Consider the following 23,030-nt stretch of genomic DNA (forward strand, 5'->3'; position numbering starts at 1 on the left):
TTGACGATCGCGCCATGGCTGACCGCCACACCCTTCGGACGACCCGTCGAACCCGACGTGAAGATCACATACGCCGTGTTCTCCGGACGCAGCGGCACGATGCGCTGGGCATCGGTGACGCGGGTATCGGCATAGCCGTCCAGGTCGAGCAGGTCGATCCTGACCTGTGCGGTGTCGATCTCCAGATCGGTGCCCGAGGTGAGCACACAGACCGGATCCGCCGTCGCGAGAATGTATTCCGTGCGCTCGGCCGGATGATCGGGGTCCAGCGGCACGTAGGCGCCACCGGCCACGCTCACCGCGTACATGCCGACGACCAGGTCGATCGAGCGGCGCATGCCCAGCGCCACATAGGTTTCCGGGCCGACACCGCGGTCGATCAGCCAGCGCGACAGGCGGTAGACCCGCTGGGCGAACTCGGCGTAGGACAGACTCGTGCCCTCGAAGGACAGGGCGGCGGCCTGCGGCGTGCGCGCTACCTGGGCCTCGAACATCGAGACTAGGGTGGCCCGCTGGTCCACCTCGTGCGCGGTGGCGTTCCACTCACGCACGACGAGTTCCCGTTCGGCGGCGTCGAGCAGTTCGATATCGCCCACGGCGACCGTCGGTTCCGTGGTGATCGCGGTGAGCACCCGGATCAGGCGCTCGGCGATGCGATGCACGGTGGCGGCGTCGAACAGGTCGCTCAGGTAGCCGGCGCGCACGCGCAGCTGGGTGTCGAGCTGGGCGATCAGCGACAGCGGGTAGTGGGTGGCGTCGGCGGCGTCGAGGCCGGTGACAGCCATGCCGTCGATGTCGGCGGCCTGTGCCTTGATGCCCTCGGCGTCGACCGGGTAGGACTCGAAGACCACCAGCGAGTCGAACAGGCCACCGATTCCGGCCGCGGACTGGATCTCGGCGAGGCCGATGTAGTGGTGGTCGAGCAGGTCGGCCTGCTCGCCCTGGGTGCGGGTCAGCACGTCGCGCACCGTTTCGGCGGCGTCGAAGCGCACGCGCACCGGGACGGTGTTGATGAACAGACCGACCATGGATTCCACGCCCGAGAGCTGCGCGGGACGGCCCGAGACGGTGGTGCCGAACAGCACGTCGTCGCGGCCGGTCATCCGGCCGAGCACGATCGACCAGGCCACCTGCAGGACGGTGTTCGGGGTGACGCCGAGGTCGGCGGCCAGCGCCACGAGCCGCGCCGTGGTCGGCTCGTCGAGGTCGAACAGGTACTCGTCGGACAACGCGGCGATCTCGCGGCTCGCGTCGGGGCGGGCCAGCATGGTCGGCTCGGTGACGCCGCGCAGCGCGTGCGACCAGGCTTCGACCGAGACCGAGTGGTCCTGGCGGGCAACCCATTCCAGGAAGTGGCGGTAGGAGCGAACGGCGGGCAGCGCGCTCGCGTCGCCGTGCAGGGCGTAGAGCGCGAGCAGGTCACGCATGACCAGCGGCGTCGACCAGCCGTCGAGCAGGATGTGGTGGTTGGACACCACGAAGCGCCACTCGTGCTCGGCGATCTGGATCAGCGTGAAGCGGATCAGCGGCGGGTTCGCCAGGTCGAAGCGCGCGGTGCGGTCGGCCTCGACGAGGTCGGCGTATTCACCGGTCTCGATGCGATCGTGTTCGGTCCACGCCACGCGGGTGGTGTCGAGGACGACCTGCACGGCATTGCCGTCGTGGTCGGTGACGAACGCGGTCCGCAGGGTTTCGTGGCGGTCGAGCAGCGCCTGGGCGGCGGCGCGCAGACGGGTGGCGTCGACGCGACCGGTGAGCGTGAGGACCGCCTGGGCGGTGTAGACGTCGACCGAGGTGGCGGCCAAACGGGCGTGGAAGAACAGACCCGCTTGCAGCGCGGCCAGCGGCCACACCTGGGTGAGCTCGGGGTAGCGCTTCTCCCAGGTGTCGATATCGCGCTGGGTGGAGCGCACGAGGGCGAAGTCGGACGGTGTGTGACCGCCCGCGTCGGACGAATTGGCGTGCCGGGCAACAGCTTCCAGCGCGGTGATCCACAGGTCGGCGAACTCGCGCACCTCGGCCTCGGCGAGCAGCGTGCTCGGGTAGCCGATATTGGCGCTGAGCTTGTCGCCGACGACGATCGCGTTCACGTCCAGTGGCGCCATCGCGGGCATGTCCGCGTCGTAGGCGCCGCCGAGCGCTGCCAGCTCGGGTGCGGGGATCCAGCCGAAGCCGCGCAGGGCATCGGGGACATCGCTGTCGGCGACGCGACCGAGGTAGTTGAAGCTGATCTGGCCGGGGAGCTGCGTGGGCAGTTCGGCGGCGGTCTCGGCGTTCATGTACCGCAGCAGGCCGTAGCCGATGCCCTTGTCTGGCACCGAGAGCAGCTGTTCCTTGACCACCTTGACGGCCTGGCCGAGCGCCGGTCCACCGGCGAGAGCGGCGTCGATGTCGATGCCGGCCAGGTCGAGGCGGACCGGGAAGATGGCGGTGAACCAGCCGACGGTGCGTGACAGGTCGGCGCCGGGCGCGACCTCTTCCTCGCGACCGTGGCCTTCGAGGCGCACGAGCAGTGCGTCGCTGGTCGAGTCGGCGCGGCGGCCGTCACCCAGCGCGCCGGGGCCGGTGCGGGTGGAGCGCCACTTGGCGGCGGCCAGCGCGAGCGCGGTGAGCAAGCCGTCGTTGACGCCACCGTGGAACAGGGCGGGGACCGTGGTGAGCAGTGCCTTGGTGACCTCGGCGGAGACCTCGACCGGCAGCTTCTCGACCACGCCGGAGACGTCGACCGCCGGGTTCATCGCCCGCTCGGTGAGCAGCGGGTCCGGGGTGTCGACGACCGCGCGCCAGAAGTCGAGCTCGGCGGCGCGTTCGGTGCTCCTCGCCTCGTCGGCGAGGGCGTGCGCCCAGGCCCGCATCGAGGTCGCGGGGGCCACCAGCTCCGGCTGTTGACCGGCCGAGAGCTGACCCCACGCGGCGACGAAGTCGGGGACGAGGATGCGCCAGGACACGCCGTCGACCACCAGGTGGTGCGCGACGACGATCAGTCGACCCGCCCGTGCGGCGGACCTGGTGGACGCGGCCGAGTCGCCGGCGTCCGGCGCGGCGGGCTCGAGCCACACGAATCGCACCACGACACCGTCGGCGGGATCGAGGCGATCCAGGCTGGCATCCAGTGCGGCAGAGGCGATGTCGACGAGCTCGGCGTCGGAGACGGTGGGATCGAAGACGGTGTGGTCGATACGCGCGGCGGCGTCGACCGTGCCTGCGGGGGCGGTGTCGACGACCCAGCGGCCGTCGACCTGGTGCAGGCGCGAGCGCAGCATGTCGTGACGGTCGATCACCGCGCCGACGGTGGCGGCGATGCCCGCGCGGTCGATGCCGACCGGTAGCTCGAGAGCCATGGTCTGGTTGAACCGGTTGAACGAACCGGACCGCTCCGCCATGAACCGCACGACCGGGGTCAGCGGCATCTCACCGACGCCGCCACCGGGCAGCTCGGCGAGGGTGATCGCGGAAGCCGCGGCGACATCGGCGGTTTCGGCGACCGAGGCCAGCCCCGCGACGGTGCGCTGTTCGAAAACGTTGCGCGGGGAGAACAGCACGCCACGGGCCTTGGCCCGGGAGACGAGCTGGATGGAGACGATCGAGTCGCCGCCGAGGGCGAAGAACGAATCGTCCACGCCCACGCGCTCCACACCGAGAACCTCGGCGAAGACCTCGGCGATGGTCTGCTCGATCGGGTTGCGCGCGGCGCGGAAGGTGACCTCGGTGGCGAAGACCGGCTCCGGCAGCGCCTTGCGGTCGAGCTTGCCGACCGGGGTCAGCGGCACGTGGTCGATCACCATGATCGACGACGGCACCATGTACGCGGGCAGACGATCCTCGACATGCGCGGTCAGGGCGGCGACATCGATCGAATGACCCGGTGCGGCAACCACATACGCGACCAGCGAGACAGCGCCCGCGGTGCTCTTGTGGCCGACGGTGGTCGCGAAGTCGACGGTCTCGTGCGAGGCGAGGGCGGAGTCGATCTCGCCCAGTTCGATCCGGAAGCCGCGGATCTTGACCTGGAAGTCGGAGCGGCCGACGTACTCGACGGTGCGATCAGCGGTCCAGCGCACCACGTCACCGGTGCGGTACATCCGCTCCCCCGGAACGAACGGGTCGGCGATGAACCGGTCGGCGGTGAGCCCGGCGCGGGCGTGGTACCCACGGGCCAGCTGGATGCCCGACAGATAGAGCTCACCCGCCACACCCACCGGAACAGGCTGGAGCTGGGCATCCAGGATCAGCGAACGCATGCCGCGGGTGGGGCCACCGATGGTGACCAGCTCGCCCGGCGCCAGCGCGGCGCTGATGTTGGTCATGATCGTGGTCTCGGTGGGGCCGTAGCCGTTGTGGAAGGCACGAGTCGTGCCGTCCGCCAACGGAACTGCCCACTTCGACACCAGATCGGCGGGCACCGCTTCGCCACCGGCGACCAGGACACGCAACGAGTCGAGACCGCTGGGGTCGAAAGTCGCCAGGGCGGCGGGGGTGATGAAGGCGTGGGTGACCCGCTCGGTGCGGATCAGCTCGGACAGTTCGTCGCCGCCGTAGACGCCCGGCGGCACCACGACCAGCGCGCCGCCAGGGGCCAGCGCCAGCAGCAGTTCGAGGATCGAGGCGTCGAACGAGGGCGAGGCGAAATGCAGTGCGCGAGTGTCGGTGTCGAGGGCGTAGCGCTGGGCCTGTTCCTCGCCGAAGTTCGCCAGACCGGCATGGGTGACGACGACGCCCTTGGGCACGCCGGTGGAGCCGGAGGTGTAGATGACGTAGGCGGGCTGCTCGGGGGTGGTCATCCGCACGAGTTCCGCGTCCGCGATCGGACCACCGTCGACGGTGGCCGGATCCAGCTCGTCGAGCACCAGCCAGCGCGCCGAATCCGGCAATCCGTCACGCACGGAGGCGACGGTGAGGCCGAGCGGCGAGCCGGAGTCGGTGACCATGTGCGCGATGCGGTCGGCCGGGTAAGTCGGGTCGACCGGCACGAAGGCAGCGCCGGTCTTGGCGACGGCCCATGCGGCCAGCACCGAATCGGCCGAGCGCGGAACCGCGACGGCAACGAGATCTTCGGCGCCGATGCCCTCGGCGATCAGCAAGCGCGCCAGCCGGTTCGAGCGTTCATCGAGCTCGGCGTAGGAAACGCTCGCCCCCTGGAACACCACGGCGGGGCCGGTCGGGTTCTGGGCGACGGCCTCGGCCAGGAGGTTGCGCAGGGTGCGGGCGGCTACCGGCGGTTCACCGACGCGGAACACCAGATCGGACCGCTCAGCGGCATCGAGGACATCGATCGCACCGACCGTGATCGCGGCATCGGCGGCGACGGCCTCGAGTACGCGCTGCCAGCGCACCGCGATGGCGGCGACGGTGTTCTCGTCGAACAGTTCGGTGGCGTAGTTCAGTGCCAGCGCCATCCCGCCGCTGCCGGGCTCGCCCAGCTCGGACAGGGTGAACTGCAGGTCGAAGCGGGCAACGCTCTCGTCGAGATCGAGCGCCGAGACAGCGAGCCCCGGCAGTTCGAGGGTGGTGCGGTCCAGGTTCTGGAAGGCCAGCATCACCTGGAACAGCGGGTTGCGCGACTGCGAGCGCTCCGGCGCGAGCAGTTCGACCAGACGCTCGAACGGGACGTCGGCATTGCCGTAGGCGTCGAGGTCGGCCTTGCGTGCGCGTTCCAGCAGGTCGGTGAACGACTCCGCCGGGCTGACGCCGGTGCGCAGGACGAGGGTGTTGACGAACATGCCGACCAGGTCGTCGAGGGCCTGCTCGCCACGGCCCGCGATGGGGGTGCCGATGGCGATGTCGTCGGAGCCGGACAGCCGGGCCAGCAGCACCGCGAGGGCGGTGTGCATGACCATGAACAGCGACGCGCCTTGACGACGGGCGACCTCGTCGAGCTTGGCGATCAGCTCGGGCGAGAGCTCACGGTGCACGGTGGCGCCGTGGTGCGAGGCGATCGCCGGGCGGGCGCGGTCGAACGGCAGGGTCAGTTCGTCGGGGACGCCGGCGAGCTGGGTCTGCCAGTAGCCGACCTGGCGCGACATCAGCGATTCGGCGTCGTCCTCGGTGCCGAGCACGGCGCGCTGCCAGATCGCGAAATCGGCGTACTGCACCGGCAGCGGCGCCCAGCCGGGGGCGGTGCCCTGGGCGCGGGCGGTGTAGGCACGCATCACGTCACGGGTCAGCGGCGCGATGGAGAAACCGTCGGCGGCGATGTGGTGCACGACCACGACCAACACGTGCTCGACGGGGGCGCTGTCGGCCGATCCGGCCACGCTGAACAACCGCGCGCGCATCGGAACCTGTTCGGCCACATCGAAACCGGTGGACACGAACTCGGTGACCGTCTCGAACAGCTCGTCACGATCGATCGCGACGGGGCGCAGATCCAGCGAGATCCGTTCCGCGGCAACGATCTGCTGCACCGGGGTACCGCCGTGCTCGGGGTAGCGGGTGCGCAGCGACTCGTGCCTGCGGACCAGGTCGGCGAGCGCGAGCGCCAGTGCCTCGGTATCGAGTTCGCCGGTGAGGCGGATCGCGACGGGCAGGTTGTAGGCAGCCGAGGTGGTGTCGTACTTGTTGAGGAACCACATGCGCTGCTGGGCGAACGACAGCGGAACCAATTCGCCTTCGGCGCGCTCACGGGCGACCAGCGCCGCGCGGGCGGTGCCGCCGGTGTGCGATTCCACCCGTGCGGCAAGGGCTTCCACGGTGGAGGCTTCGAACAGGGCGCGCACCGGCACCGTGGCGCCGAGCGCCGCGCCGATGCGGGCCACCACGCGGGTGGCGATCAGCGAGTTGCCGCCGAGGCCGAAGAAATCGTCGTCGACACCGACCCGGTCCAGGCCGAGGACATCGGCGAAGACCGCGGCCACGGTTTCCTGCACCGGTGTGACGGGTGCGCGGAAGGCCCGCGCCTGCACCGCGGGGGCGGGCAGCGCGCGGCGATCCAGCTTGCCGTTGACGGTCAGCGGGATCCACTCGAGGCGCACGAGCGCCGCGGGAACCATGTAGGCGGGCAGCTGTTCGGCCGCACCGCTGCGAATGACCTCGAGGTCGGGCTCCAGGTCGCCCTCGGCGACCACGTAGGCGACGATCCGCTGGTCACCCGGCTGATCCTCGCGCACGATCACCGCGGCCTGCGCGATACCCGGCTGCGCGAGCACGGCGGCTTCGATCTCACCGAGCTCGATACGGAAACCGCGGACCTTCACCTGGTCGTCGGCGCGGCCGAGGTATTCGAGTTCGCCGAAGCGGTTCCAGCGGGCGAGGTCGCCGGAGCGGTACAGACGCGAGCCGCCCTGATTCGGCCCTGCGAGGGGATTGGCGACGAAGCGGGTAGCGGTCAGGTCGGGGCGACCCAGGTAGCCGCGCGCCAACTGCGGTCCGGCGACATACATTTCGCCCGCGACACCCACCGGCACGGGACGCAACCGGTTGTCGAGGACGTACACGCCGAGCCCGGCGATCGCCCGGCCGACGACCGAACCCGCTGCGGCGGCAATGGTTTTCGCGTCCAGGGCACGGAACGACACGTGTACCGTGGTCTCGGTGATGCCGTACATGTTGACCAGCGTCGGCGAGCTGTCACCGTGGCGGGCGACCCAATCCGACAGACGACGCAGCTCGAGGGCCTCGCCACCGAACACCACGTAGCGCAGGGCCAGGGGCTCCAGGCCGGGTCCGGCGTTCCGGTCGGCCTCGGCCAGCTGGTAGAACGCCGACGGCGTCTGGTTGAGCACCGTCACCTGCTCCACGCGCAGCAGTTCCAGGAACTGCTCGGGCGAGCGCGAGGTGTAGTAGTCGACGACGATCAGCGAGCCGCCGAACAGCAGCGGGCCCCACAGCTCCCACACCGAGAAGTCGAAGGCGTAGGAGTGGAACAGCGTCCACACATCGCGCGGGCCGAAGCCGAAGTCACGGTCGGTGTTGGCGAACAGCCGCACCACATTGCGGTGCGCGACCGCGACGCCCTTGGGGCGACCGGTCGAACCGGAGGTGTAGATGACGTAGGCGACGTTGTCCGGCGAGAGCGGTGCCAGCCGGTCGGCGTCGGTGATCGTGGCGTCGTCGGCGTCTTCGATATTGCCGGTTTCCACGGCGAATCCGTCGAGCACCACCGAGGGCAGATGCTGCGGCACCGTCACCTGGACGGTGGAATCGAGGACCACGCTGGTGGGGCGCGAGTCTTCGAGCACGTAGGCGATGCGCTCGGCCGGGTACGTCGGGTCCACCGGCACGTAACCCGCACCGGTCTTGACGACGGCCAGCAGCGCGACGACGAGATCGAGCGAGCGCGGCAGGATCACCGCGACCAGTGATTCCGGGCCCGCGCCGTCGTCGATCAACCTGCGCGCCAACACATTCGCGCGGCGATCGAGTTCGGCGTAGGTCAGCGACTCGACCCCGAACTTGGCGGCGATGCGGTCCGGGTAGGCGGCGGCCGCGGCGTCGAACAGGTCGACCAGGGTCGTGTGCTTGTTGCCGAACAGCCCGCGCCGGTAGCCCGCGGGGGTGCTGGCGTCGTGGATGACCGGCAGACCGATGGCGTCGGCGCCGGAGGACACCCAACGCTGGGCGACATCGCGCTGTTCGGCCTCGCCGAGCAGGTCGATATCGCCGACGATCACGTCGGGGTTCTCGGCGACGCTGCGCAGGATGCGCACCAGCCGGTCACCGAAGGCGGCGACGGTCTCGGGGTCGAACAGATCGGTGGCGTAGTTCCACGACAGTGCGAGGGAGCCGTCGGCGGCTTCGCCCACGGTGAGCTGCACGTCGAACTTCGCTGTGCCCGGATCGAAATCGACGACATCGAGCTCGAGGCCCGGCAGTGCGATGGTGCCGGTGTCGGCGGCGGTGGCCGCCTCGAAGGTGAGCGCCACTTGGAACAGCGGGTGGTGCGCCTGCGAACGGGTGGGGCTGAGGACGTCGACGAGGCGCTCGAACGGCACATCGGCGTTGGCGAAGGCGGACAGGTCGACCTTGCGGATCTGATCCAGCAGGTCGCTGAAGCTCGCGCCGGAGTCGACCTCGCTGCGCAACACCAGGGTGTTGACGAACATGCCGACCAGGTCGTCGAGCGTGCGCTCGCCACGACCGGCGATGGGAGTGCCGATGGCGATGTCGGTGCTGTTGGACAGGCGCGCGGCCCAGGTGGCCAGTGCCGCGTGCATCACCATGAACAGGGTGACCCCGCGAGCGCGGGCGATCTCGGTGAGCGCATGGTGCAGGTGCGCGTCGATCGAGAAGCGGTGCAGGTCACCGGCATTGGTGGCGACCTCGGGACGCGGACGATCCGCGGGTAGCTCGAGCTGATCCGGCAGGTCACGCAGTTGCTCGGTCCAGTAGGTGAGCTGGCTCGCGGCGACCGATTCGGGATCGGACTCCTCGCCGAGGACCTCACGCTGCCACAGGGTGTAGTCGGCGTACTGGACTTCCAGCGGCGACCAGGCGGGGATCTCGCCCCGGGTGCGCTCGGTGTAGGCCACCACGACATCGCGCAGCAGCGGCCGCAGCGAGAAGCCGTCACCGCTGATGTGGTGCATCACCAACACGGCCACGTGATTACGGTCGTCGACGCGCAGCAGGCTCGCGCGGAAGGGAACCTCGCGGGTCACGTCGAAGTGGACGCTCGCCAACTCGACCACACGCGCGACCACGTCGCTCGCGGCGACCGGCTGGGCGGGCAGCGCGAGACGGACCTCGTCGGCGGGCAGGACCTGCTGGTAGCCGGCGCCTTCGTCGACCGCGCCCGCGGCGACGTCGGATGCCGGGTAGAAGGTACGCAGTGATTCGTGCCGGGCCACCACATCGGCGACGGCCGCTTCGAGCGCGGCGACGTCGAGGTCACCGGTGAGGCGGATCGCGACGGGGATGTTGTTGACCGCGGTGCGGTTGTCGAAACGGTTGAGGAACCACATCCGCTGCTGGGCCTGCGACAGCGGCACCAACTCGGGACGCGGGCGCGGGACGAGCGGGATCCGGCCGCCACGACCGGTATGCGTTTCCACGCGAGCTGCCAGCGCCGCGACGGTCGAGGCCTCGAACAGCGCGCGCAGCGGCACCTGGGTGTCGAGCGCCTCGGACAGGCGCGCCGCGGCCCTGGTGGCGACCAGCGAGTTGCCGCCGAGTTCGAAGAAGTCGTCGTCGAGGCCGACCTGACCGGCGCCGAGTACCTCGGCGAAGGTGGCGGCGACGATCTGCTGCACCGGGGTGACCGGCGCCTGGAAGGTGCGGGTGGCGACCACCGGCGCGGGCAGCGCCTTGCGGTCGAGCTTGCCGGAAGCGTTGAGCGGGAACGCGTTCAGGACCACGTACGCGGCGGGCACCATGTAGACGGGCAGCTCGGCGCCGAGGGCGTCCTTGACCGCGTCGGTGTCGATGGTGGCGCCGGTCTCCGGGATGACGTAGGCCACCAGCTGATCGCCGGTGTGCTCGTCGGCGCGGACCACGACCACCGACTGGGCGATCTCCGGCAGCGCGGTGAGCGCCGACTCGATCTCGCCCAGTTCGATGCGCAGACCACGCAGCTTCACCTGGAAGTCGGTGCGGCCCAGGTACTCCAGCTCGCCGTCGGCGGTCCAGGTGACGAGGTCGCCGGTGCGGTACATGCGCTCGCCGCCCGCGAACGGGTCGGCGACGAAGCGGTCCATCGTCAGGTCGGCGCGACCGACGTACCCGTGGGCCAGCTGCACGCCCGCGAGGTAGAGCTCACCCGCGACACCCACCGGAACCGGTCGCAGTCGCGAATCCAGCACGTACAGACGGGTGTTGAACACCGGGGCGCCGATCGGCACCGTCTCGGTGTCGGCGTCGGTGACCTCGTGATAGGTCACGTCGACCGCGGCTTCGGTCGGACCGTAGAGGTTGTGCAGTGCGGCGCCGGTCAATTCGCGCAGACGCTGCGCGGTCGGCGCGGGCAGACCCTCACCGGAGGCGAACACATTGCGCAGCGAGACACACTCGGCGGCCAGCGGTTCGGTGACGAACACCGCCATCATCGACGGCACGAAGTGCACCGTGGTGACCTGTTCGGCCCCGATCAGCCGGGCCAGGTAGGCCGGGTCGCGATGCCCGTCCGGCTTGGCGACGACCAGGCGCGCGCCGACCTGCAAGGGCCAGAAGAACTCCCACACCGACACGTCGAAGGTGGCGGGGGTCTTCTGCAGCACCACGTCGTCGGCGGCGAGGCCGTAGGCGGCGTGCATCCAGACCAGGCGGTTGACGATCGCCGCGTGACTGACCGCGACGCCCTTCGGACGACCGGTCGAGCCGGAGGTGAAGATGACGTAGGCGGTGTTGTCCGAGCGCAGCGGGCGGTGCCGGTCGGCATCGGTGACCGGCGCGTTGGAGTGGCCGGACAGGTCGAGCTGGTCGATGCGCACCTCGCGACCGGCGGCAGCGGGCAGGCTCTCCCCGGAGGTCAGCACGCAGACCGGCTGCGCGGTCTCGAGGATGTGCTCGATGCGCTCGGTCGGATGGTCGGGATCGAGCGGCACGTACGCGCCACCGGCGGCGGACACGGCGTACATACCGACCAGCAGGTCGATCGAGCGCCGCATGCCGAGTGCCACATACGATTCCGGGCCGACACCGGCGTCCTTGAGCCAGCGCGCCAGCTGACGCACCCGCCCGGCGAACTCGGCGTAGGACAGACTCGTCCCCTCGAACGTGAGCGCGATCGCGTCGGGGGTCCGCGCGACCTGGGCCTCGAACAGGGCGTGGAGAGTGGCCGGTTCGTCGTCGCTCGGCGTGCTCAGCGCGGCGTCGACGGCGAATTCGGTGTCGTTCCAGCGATCGAGCACCAGGGCGCGCTCGGCGGAGTCGAGCAGTTCGATGTCCCCGACGGGGGCCGAGGGGTCGACCACGACGGCGGTGAGCACGCGCAGCAGTCGGGCGCCGAAGGTCGCGGCGAAGCCCGCGTCGAAAAGGTCTGTCGCGTAGACGAGTTCGGCGTCCATATGGCTGTCGTCGTCGGCGGGGACCTCGCTGAGCGCGAGTTGCAGATCGAACTTGGCCATGTGCTGGTCGATGCCCAGCTCGGAGACCGTGAGGCCGGGCAGTTCCAGGGTGGTGCGGCCCAGGTTCTGGAACGAGAGCATCACCTGGAACAGCGGGTGCCGCGACTGCGACCGCGTCGGGTTGAGCACCTCGACGAGGCGCTCGAACGGTACGTCGGCGTGCGCGAAAGCGGCCAGGTCGTCTCCGCGGACCTGAGCGAGCAGCTCGGTGAAGCTCGCGCCCGGGTCGACCTGCGCGCGCAACACCAGGGTGTTGACGAACATGCCGACCAGATCGTCGAGCGCCTGCTGACCACGGCCCGCGACCGGGGTGCCGATGGCGATGTCGGAGGTGCCCGACAGCCGCGCCAGCAGGACGGCGAACGCGCTGTGCACCACCATGAACAGGGTGGTGCTGTGCTCGTGGGCGACCCGGTTCAGTGCCTCGACGAGCTCGCCCGGCACTTCGAAGCGGTGCGTGCCCGCCTGGTAGCTGGCCTGCGCGGGCCGCGACTTGTGGCCGAGGCGCAGTTCGTCGGGCAGGTCGGCCAGCGCGCCGCGCCAGTGCTCGAGCTGCTCGGAGATCAGCGAGGTGGGATCGGTTTCGTCGCCGAGGACTTCGCGCTGCCAGAGCGCGTAGTCGATGTACTGCACGGCCAGCGGCGGCCAGCCGGGTTCGGTGCTCGCGGTGCGGGCGACATAGGCGGTCATCAGGTCGCGCACCAGCGGGCGCAGCGAGAAACCGTCGGCGGCGATGTGGTGGACCACCATCACCAGCACGTGCTCGCGTTCGCCGAGCTCGTAGACCCGAAGGCGCACCGGCGCGTTCGCGGTGACATCGAAACCGCGGCGGGCGAACTCGTAGAGCGAGATCGCCATATCGGTCTCGTCGGCCTCGATCAGCTCGACGTCGGGAATGGAGCCCGCGGCGGCGAGGACCTTCTGGTACGCGGTGCCTTCCGCCATGGTGGCGCGCCCCGACTCGGGGGCCACGTACACGGGGTAGACCGTGCGCAGGGTCTCGTGGCGGGCGATCACGTCGGCGACCGCGCCGCGCAGGGCGGGCAGGTCGAGCAGGCCCTGCAGGCGGACCGCCACCGGGATGTTGTAGGTGCCGGTGTCGGCGACGTCGAAGCGGTTGAGGAACCACATGCGCTGCTGCGCGAGCGACAGCGGCGGGTGCTCCGGACGCGGACGGGCGGTGAGCTCGGCGCGCAGACCCGAACCCGCGTGCGATTCCACCCGCGCGGCCAACGCGCCGACGGTGGGCGCCTCGAACAGCGTGCGGACGCCGACCTCGGCGTTGAGCGCCTTGCTCAGGCGGGCCGCGACCTGGGTGGCCACCAGGGAGTTGCCACCGAGGGCGAAGAAGTCGTCGTCCACGCCGACGCGCTCGGCGCCGAGCAGGTCGGCGAAGATCTCGGCGACGATCTCCTCGATCGGGGTCGAGGGCGCGCGGAACACCTTCGCCTCGAACACGGGCGCGGGCAACGCTTTACGGTCGAGCTTGCCGGAGGCGTTGAGCGGGAAGGCATCGAGCACGACCAGAGCCGAGGGCACCATGTAGGTGGGCAGCTCGGCGGTGACGCCCGCCTTCACGGTGGCCACGTCGACGGTCGTTCCCGCTTCGGGCACCAGGTAACCGACGAGCTGGTCACCGGCGTGCGCGTCGGAGCGCACGACCACGACCGACTGCGCCACGCCCGGCTGGGCCAGCAGGGTCGCCTCGATCTCACCGAGTTCGATGCGCAGACCGCGCAGCTTCACCTGGAAGTCGGTGCGGCCCAGGTAGTTCAGTTCACCGTAGGAGAGCCCGTTGCCGGCGGACACCGCGGTCCAGGTGACGAGGTCGCCGGTGCGGTACATCCGCGAGCCTGCCGCGCCGTACGGGTTGGCGACGAAACGGTCAGCGGTCAGGTCGGCCCGGTTGAGATAGCCCACGGCCAGCTGATCGCCCGCGAGATAGAGCTCACCCGCGACACCGGGGGCCACGGGGTGCAGCCGCGAATCCAGCACGAACACCCTGGTGTTCCACACCGGGCGGCCGATCGGCACCGACTCCACATCGGCGTCGACGACCTCGTGATAAGTGACGTCGACCGCGGCCTCGGTGGGGCCGTACAGGTTGTGCAGGCGGGCGCCGGTGAGCTCGCGCAGCCGCTGCGCGGTGGGCGCGGGCAGCGCCTCACCGGAGGCGAACACCTGACGCAGGCGCACCGCGTCACCGTTGCCGTTGCTGCCGAGGGTCGAGACGAACACCGACAGCATCGAGGGCACGAAGTGCGCGGTGGTGATGCGGCGCTCGGCGATGATCTGGGCCAGGTACACCGGGTCGCGGTGGCCGTCGGGCTTGGCGACGACCAGGCGGGCGCCGGTCTGTAAGGGCCAGAAGAACTCCCACACCGACACGTCGAAGGTGGCCGGGGTCTTCTGCAGGACGGCGTCGGCGGCGTCGATCGGGTACTCGTGCTGCATCCACAGCAGCCGGTTGACGATCGCCGCGTGGTCGACCGCGACGCCCTTGGGGCGACCGGTCGAGCCGGAGGTGAAGATCACGTAGGCGGTGTTGGTGGCCCGAAGCGGCTGCACGCGTTCGGCATCGGTGATCGGGGCGCCGCTGAAATCGGCGGGCGAGAAGATGTTCTCGACCACGTGCACGGTGACGCCGTCGGCCTCGAACGAGTCGCGACGGCTGGTGAGCACCAGGCGCGGCCGCGCGGTCTCGATGATGTGGCCGATGCGGTCGGCGGGCTGATCGGGATCGAGCGGCACGTAGGCGGCGCCGGTCTGCAGCACCGCGTACATGGCGACGACCAGCTCGGTGGAGCGCCGGATCGCCAGTGCCACATGGTCACCGGGGCCCACGCCGTCGGCGATCAGGCGGCGCGCGATGCGGTTGGCCCGCTCCTGGAGCTCGCGGTAGGACAGTTCTTCCTGCTCGAAGACCAGGGCGACGGCGTCCGGGGTCCGCTCGACCTGCGCGTCGAACAGCGACACCAGCGTGCCCTGCGGGACCGCGTGCGCGGTGTCGTTCCAGTCGACGAGAACCTGCGCGTGCTCCTCGGGCGCGAGCAGATCGATATCGCCGACGAACACCTCGGGATCGGCGACGATCGCGGCGAAGATGTTGTCGAGCCTGCGCGCGAACGCGGCGATCGTCGATTCCTCGAAAAGGTCGAGCGCGTAGGAGAACTCGGCCGCCATGCCGCCGGCTTCGCCGTCGGAGTCCTGCACCTCGGTGAGCGTGAGCTGCAGGTCGAACTTGGCCAGCTGTGGGTCGTAATCGATGCCGCTGACCGCGAGGCCGGGCAGCTGGAGCGAAGCCTGCTTGTTGTTCTGGAACGACAGCATCACCTGGAACAGCGGGTGGCGCGCCTGCGAACGGGCCGGGTTGAGCACCTCGACGAGCCGCTCGAACGGCACGTCGGCGTGCGCGAAGGCCTGCAGGTCGGTCTCGCGGGCCTGGTCGAGCAGGGTCGCGAACGGGGTGGCGCCCTCGACCTGCGAGCGCAGCACCAGGGTGTTGACGAACATGCCGACCAGGTCGTCGAGCGCCTGATCACCACGGCCCGCGACGGGGGTGCCGATCGCGATATCGCTGGTGCCGCTGGCGCGGGCGAGCAGCACGGCCAACGCGCTGTGCATGACCATGAACAGCGAGGCGTTGTAGCGGCGCCCCAATTCGACCAGGGCGCGCTGGGTTTCGCTCGCGATCACGAAGCTGTACGTGCCGCCCCGGTAGGAGGCGGCGGGCGGGCGCGGATGATCGGCCGGGAGGACCAGCTCGTCGGGTAGGTCGGCGAGTTCCTTTGCCCAGTAGGCGATCTCGGAGGAGATCAGCGACTGCGGATCGTCCTCGGAACCGAGCACCTCACGCTGCCAGAGCGCGTAATCGGCGTACTGGACCGGCAATTCGGCCCAGGTCGGCGCTTCCCACGAGGTGCGGGCCGCGTACGCCATGATCACATCGCGCGAGAGCGGCGCCATCGACCAACCGTCGGCGGAGATGTGGTGCACCACCATACCGAGCACGTACTCGGACTCGGACACCTCGAAAAGCCGTGCGTGCAGCGGCACTTCGCTGGTCACGTCGAACGCCATCGACGCCAGGTCGATCAGGTGATCGATGAGGTTGTCCTCGGTGACCCGGTACGGGGTGAGGTCGGGGACGATCTGCGCGGCGTCCAGGACCACCTGCACGGGGCCGGTGCCGGAGTCGGGGAACACGGTGCGCAGCGACTCGTGCCGGTCGATGACGTCGATGACCGCGACCTGCAATGCGGCCACGTCGAGATCACCGGAGAGCCGGATCGCGACGGGGATGTTGTTGACCGCCGAGGCGGTGTCGAAGCGGTTGAGGAACCACATGCGCTGCTGTGCCAGCGACAGCGGCACCCGGTCGGGGCGCTCGCGGGCGACCAGCGCCTTGCGCGCGCCGTCGCCGGCCTGGGACTCCACCCGGGCGGCCAGCGCCGCCACCGTGGGAGCCTCGAACAGCATGCGGACCGGGACACGGGTATCGAGGGCGATACCGATGCGGGAGGCGACCTGGGTGGCGATCAGCGAGTTGCCGCCCAGCTCGAAGAAGTCGTCCTCGACGCCGACGCGGCCCAGTTCGAGCACGTCGGCGAAGATCTGCGCGACGATCTGCTCGATCGGGGTGGTCGGGGCACGGAACTCGCGCACCTCGAACACCGGCGCGGGCAGCGCGCGACGGTCGAGCTTGCCGTTGACCGTCAGCGGGATCGCGGCGAGCACCATGATCGACGAGGGCACCATGTACGCGGGCAGGCGCTGCGCGACGTGGTCGGTCAGTTCGGCGATCTCGATCGATGTACCGGGAACCGCGACGACATAGGACACCAGCGAGGTGCTGCCGCCCTTGTTCTTGTGGCCGATGCTGACCGCGAAATCGACGGTCTCGTGCGAGGCGAGCGCGGAGTCGATCTCGCCCAGCTCGATACGGAAACCGCGGACCTTCACCTGGAAGTCGGAGCGGCCGACGTATTCCACATTGCGATCAGCGGTCCAGCGCACCACGTCACCGGTGCGGTACATCCGCGCGCCGGGGGCGTAGGGATTGGCGACGAATCGGTCGGCGGTCAGTGAGGCGCGCGCGTGGTAGCCACGGGCCATACCGACGCCGCCGATGTAGAGCTCACCCGCGACGCCCACCGGCACGGGGCGAAGGCGGTCGTCGAGGATCAGGGTGTGCACGCCGCGGATGGGTCCGCCGATGACGACCCGCTCCCCCGGGATCAGCCCTTCGCTGAGGTTGGACGCGATGGTGGTCTCGGTGGGGCCGTAGACATTGCCCAGCATGCGGCGTGAACCGTCGGGCAGGCGCACCGCCCACTTGGCGACCAGCTCCGGCGGCACCGCTTCGCCACCGGCGGCGAGCACCCGCAGGTGATCGAGGCCGCGCGCGTCGAAGGTGGCCAGCGCGGCGGGGGTCACGAAGGCGTGGGTGACCTGTTCGGTGATGAGGATGTCGCGCAGTTCCTCACCGCCGTAGACGCCCGGCGGGACGACGACGAGGGTGCCGCCGCGACCGATCGCGAGCAGCAGTTCCAGCACCGACGCGTCGAACGAGGGCGAGGCGAAATGCAGTGCGCGCGTGTTCGAGTCGAGCGAGTAGAGGTCGATCTGCTCGGCGCAGAAGTTGGCGACGCTGGCATGGGTCACCACGACGCCCTTGGGCACACCGGTGGAGCCGGAGGTGTAGATCAGGTACGCGGGCTGCGCGGGATCGGTCGGGCGGACCAGTTCGCGCGGGGCCAGCGGGGCATCGGAGATGTAGTCGAGGTCGAGGTCGTCGACCACCAGCCAGCTCACCGAATCGGGCAGCTCGCCTGCTTCCCCGGTGACCGTGATACCCACGGACACACCGGCATCGGCGATCATGTGGGCGATGCGATCAGCCGGGTAGTTCGGGTCGACGGGCACGAACGCGGCGCCGGTCTTGGCGACCGACCACACCGCCAGCACCGACTCCAGCGAACGCGGCACGGCCACGGCCACGAAGTCCTCGGCGCCCAGACCCTGCTGGATCAGCAAGCGCGCCAACTGGTTCGAGCGCCGATCGAGTTCGCCGTAGGAGACAGCTGTCCCCTCGAACACCACGGCGGTCGATTCGGTGTCGCGGGCGGCCTGGGCGATGAGCTGCGGCAGGGTGCGCGCCACCGCGGCGGTGGCGCCGAAGCGGGTGACCAGGTCGGTGCGTTCGGCGGCGTCGAGCACATCGATCGCGCCGACGGTGACGGCCGGGTCGGCCAGGATCGCGTCGAGCACGCGGCGCCAGCGCAGCAGCAGCTCTTCGACGGTCGACTGGTCGAACAGGTCGATGGCGTAGGTGAGCACGCCGGTCATACCCGACAGCGAGCCGGTGCCGGTGTGTTCCTCGGTCAGCGTCCACTGTAGGTCGAACTTGGCCATGTCGACCTCGACCTCGTCGGCCGTGACCGTGAGACCGGGCAGCTCGAGCGTGCCGTGCGACATCTCCTGGAACGACAGCACCACCTGGAACAGCGGGTGCCGGGCCTGCGAGCGCGACGGGTTGAGTACGTCGACGAGCCGCTCGAACGGCACGTCCGCGTTGGCGAACGCGCTCAGGTCGGTTTCGCGGGTGCGGGCGAGGAATTCGGTGAACGGCTGGGTGGGGTCGACGTCGGAACGCAACACCAGGGTGTTGACGAACATGCCGATCAGGTCGTCCAGCGCCTGCTCACCACGGCCGGCGATCGGGGTGCCGACAGCGATGTCGGTGGTGCCCGACAGACGCGCGAGCAGCACCGCCAGGGAGGCGTGCACCACCATGAACAGGGTGACGCCGTTGGCGCGGGCCACGGCGGCGAGCTGTTCGTGGGTGTCGGCGTCGATCTCGAATCCGACGCGTGCGCCACGGAAGCTCTGCTGCTGCGGGCGCGGGCGGTCGCTGGGCAGGTCGAGCTGGTCGGGCAGGCCCTCGAGCGCGCGCTGCCAGTAGTCGAGCTGACGCGCGGCCATCGAGGTCGGGTCGGACTCGGCGCCGAGCAGATCGTGCTGCCACTGGGTGTAGTCGCGGTACTGGACCGGCAGCGGCAACCAGGCCGGGGCCTCGCCCGCGGCACGGGCCAGGTAGGCGGTGGCGACGTCGCGGGCCAGCGGGCCGAAGGAGAAACCGTCGGCCGCGATGTGGTGGACGACGAAGGCCACCGCGTATTCCGGTGTGCCCGCGCCGTGACCGGCGGGCTCGGAGGCGGTAGCGGAGCGTGACCACGCAGAGCCCTCGGGAGCGGCGCCGTTGGACTCAGCCGTTCCGCCGACCACCTTGAAGATCTGCACGCGGATGGGCAGTTCCAGGGTGACGTCGAATCCGGTGGAGGCGAAGTCGATCAGTTCCTCGCGCAGGCGCGACTGGTCGATCGGGGTCACCGCGATGCCGAGATCGAATTCGTCGGCGCCGAGCACCTGCTGGAAGCCGCCGTCGGCGTCGGGGAAGATCGTGCGCAGCGATTCCTGGCGCACCACAACATCATTGAGCGCGGCGATCAGGGCGTCGACATCGACGCGGCCCTTCATCTGCACCACGAAGGGCAGGTTGTAGGTGGGCGCGGTGGGGTCGAACTGGTTGATGAACCACATCCGCTGCTGGGCCAGCGACAGCGGGACCTGCTCGGGATGGGGCTGCGCGACCAGCGGCGGACGCGCGGCGGAAACATCGGCGGGCGTGGCGGATTCGGCCCGCGAGGCGAGACCGGCCACGGTCGGGGTCTCGAACAACGCGCGCACACCGAGCTGGATGCCGAACGCGGCGCCGACGCGGGCGACGACCTGGGTCGCGACCAGCGAGTTGCCACCGAGTTCGAAGAAGTTGTCGTCGGCGCCGACCCGAACCTGGCTCAGCACGTCGGCGAAGATGCCGGCCACGATCTGTTCGGCCGGGGTGCGCGGTGCGCGGAAATCGCCTGCGGCGGCGGTGAAGACGGGCTCTGGCAGGGCCTTGCGGTCGAGCTTGCCCGAGGTGTTGAGCGGGAACGCGTCGAGCACCATGATCGACGCGGGCACCATGTAGGCGGGCAGCTTCTCGGACACGAAGCGGGTCAGCGTCGCCGGGTCGGCGGACTGACCCGGCGCGGGCACGATGTAGGCCACGAGCTGCTGGCCGGTCGCGGTGTCGACCACGAGGACCGCGGCCTGGCTGACGCTCGGGTGCGCGAGCAGGTCGGTTTCGATCTCACCGAGCTCGATGCGCTGACCACGGAACTTCACCTGGAAGTCGGTGCGGCCGATGTATTCCAGCACGCCGTCGGCGTTCCAGCGCACCAGGTCACCGGTGCGGTACATGCGCTCGCCGGGGGCCCCGACGGGGTTGGCGACGAAGCGATCCGAGGTCAGATCGGGGCGGCCGCGGTAGCAGCGGGCAAGCTGTCGACCGGCCAGATACAGCTCACCCGGCGCGCCGATCGCGGCCGGTCGCAGCCGCGAATCCAGTACGTAGACTTCGACATTCCACTCCGGGATACCGATCGGCACCTGGGTGGTGTCGGCTTCGGTGGCCTCCCAGTAGGTGACCGAGACCGCTGCCTCGGTGGGGCCGTAGAGGTTGTGCAGGCCGGCATCGGAGATCGCGCGCAGACCTGCGGCGGTCTCGGGAGGCAGCGCTTCACCGATGACGAAAACCGCACGCAGCGTGGCACATTGGGCCTGCGTCGCGTGGGAGACGAAGACCGTGAGCATGGACGGGACGAAGTCCGTCACGGTGACGCCGTGGCGTTCGATCATGTCCGCGACGTAGAGCGGGTCGCGGTGGCCGTCGGGGCTCGCGATGACCAGCTTCGCGCCGACCATCAGCGGCAGGAAGTAGCCCCACAGCGACACGTCGAAGGTGGTCGCGGTCTTCTGCAGGTAGACGTCGTCGGCGGTCAACCGGTATTCGTCGAGCATCCACAGCTCTTGGTTGACGATCGCGTGGTGGGTGACCGCGACGCCCTTAGGGCGACCGGTGGAACCCGAGGTGTAGATGACGTAGGCCGTGTTGTCCGGGCGCAGCGGGGACAGGCGGTCGGCATCGGTGACAGGTGTGGCGTCGAAACCGGTTGTGTCGAGTCGATCGATCTCGACGCGGGCGACGGTGTCGGGCAGGTCGAGGTCGTCGCCGGTGGTCGTCAGGACGCAGACCGGTGCCGCGGACTCGAGGATGTAGGCGGTGCGGTCGGCCGGATGATCCGGGTCGATCGGCACGTACGCGCCACCGGCCCGCAGCACGGCGTGCATGCCGATGACCAGGTCGAGCGAGCGGCGCATGCCGAGCGCGACGAGGGATTCCGGGCCGACGCCGTCGGCGATCAGGAAACGGGCCAGCCGGTTCACCAACGCGGCGAACTCGGCGTAGGTGAGGGTTTCGCCTTCGAAATCGAGGGCGATGTTGTCCGGGGTGAGCGGGATCTGCGCGTCGAGCAGCGCGGGCAGGGTGGTGGCGGGGACCTCGTGGGCCGCGTCGTTCCACTCCGTGAGCGAGCGTTCCAGCTCGGCCGTGCCGGTGACCGGCAGCTTCCACACCGGCAGCTCGGCGTCGGCGGCCAGGAACCGGTCGAAGAACTCGAGGAACCGGCCGTGATGGGTTTGCGCGTCGGCGGCCGAGTACAGGTTCGGGTTGGTCTCGAAGTCGATGTGGGAGCGGGTGCCACCGTGCGACTGATAGAAGTTGACGCCGAGGTCTTCGATGCTGCCTGTGGACAGCACGTTGAGCGTGCCCTCCATGCCACCGAAGCTCAGGTGGTTGTCGAACAGCATGATGTTGACCCACGGGCCGAAGAACTCCGTGGAGACTATGCCGTCGCCCGCCGAATCACGGCGGATGTCCTCGTGACGATAGCGCTGGTGGCGCAGGGCGCCGGAGACCTCGGTGGTCACCGAACGCAGCAGCTGCGCGACGGTGGTGTCGTGGCCCACACGCAGGCGCAGCGGGACGATGTTGGAAGTGACGCCGCCGGAGCGACGCATCACCGCGGTGGTGCGAGCGGTGACCGGCAGACTGAGGATCACGTCCTCGGTGCCGGTGATCTGGGCCAGATACGCCGCGAAACCCGCGATCAGCAGCGGTGCGGCGGTGCTGTCGTGGCGGGCGATCGCCGCGGTGAGCAGCTCGTCCTGCGCCGTGCTCAGCGCCGCGCTGGTGACGTCGTTGACCGGGGAGGGCGGGGCCGAGCGGCCGGTGAGGCTGCTGCCCTCTTCCAGACCCGCTACGCGCTGGGCCCAGTGTTGTTTGTCGGACTGGAAACGGGTGCTGTCGCGGTAGACGAGCTCGGACTCGTAGAGCGCGCGCAGGTCGGTGGCTTTGTTCGGCGGGGCCGGGGTGCCGGTGACCTCGGCGGTATAGAGCTCCGCCGTGCGGTTGACGAAGTTGTTGGCGCCGAAACCGTCGAGCACGATGTGGTGGACGCGGGCATACCAGTACCAGCGATCATCGCTGAGCTGCAGCGCGGCGGCCTGGACGAGGCGGTCTTCGACGATGTCGAGCGGGCGGCTGTACTCGGCGCGCATCCACGCGGCGGCGGCCGCTTCGGGGTCGGACTCGCCACGCAGATCGACATAGATCAGCGTCGCGTCCTGGGTGGGGTCGATGGTCTGCATCGGCTCACCGTCGACCTCGACGATGCGCAACCAGCCCGATTCGAGGTCGGTGGCCGCGTCGGCGCTCGCACGCTCGAGCACGGCGACATCGAGGCGTCCGCGCAGGTCGACGTACTGGGCGATATTGATCGGCACCTGTGGGTCGACGTGCTGCGCGTACCAGATACCCAGCTGTGCGGGCGAGAGCGGGAAGTACTCCGAGGAGCCTCCACGTCCGTCACCAGTTTCGCCGTTTCCGCCGAAATCCAGCCGGTCCAACCCAAACCTCGCTTCCGGAACACCCAATCAGGCGCTCCCCGACGACACCGGAACGCGAGCGCCCACCTAACTACCAGCGTGGCGCCCGCGTCTCGGGTTCAGTTCTCGAATCAATCAGGCAAAATGTCCATTGGCACTATCTGTCGCCCGGGTCGGTCTCGTTACACAGCCGAGACCATG

The 23,030-nt window shown here is 69.7% G+C and carries 1 protein-coding gene; it reads right to left on the reverse strand.

Annotation, left to right across the window (positions count from 1 at the left end; genetic code table 11):
- The coding region (locus tag NS1_RS21145; RefSeq protein ID WP_157125326.1) for a non-ribosomal peptide synthase/polyketide synthase at positions 1 to 22,850 on the reverse strand (22,850 nt) is incomplete at its 3' end.
- Between the last annotated feature and the right edge of the window lie 180 nt (positions 22,851 to 23,030).

The sequence above is a fragment of the Nocardia salmonicida NBRC 13393 genome, assembly GCF_001613085.1.
In the GTDB taxonomy this organism is placed as follows: domain Bacteria; phylum Actinomycetota; class Actinomycetes; order Mycobacteriales; family Mycobacteriaceae; genus Nocardia; species Nocardia salmonicida.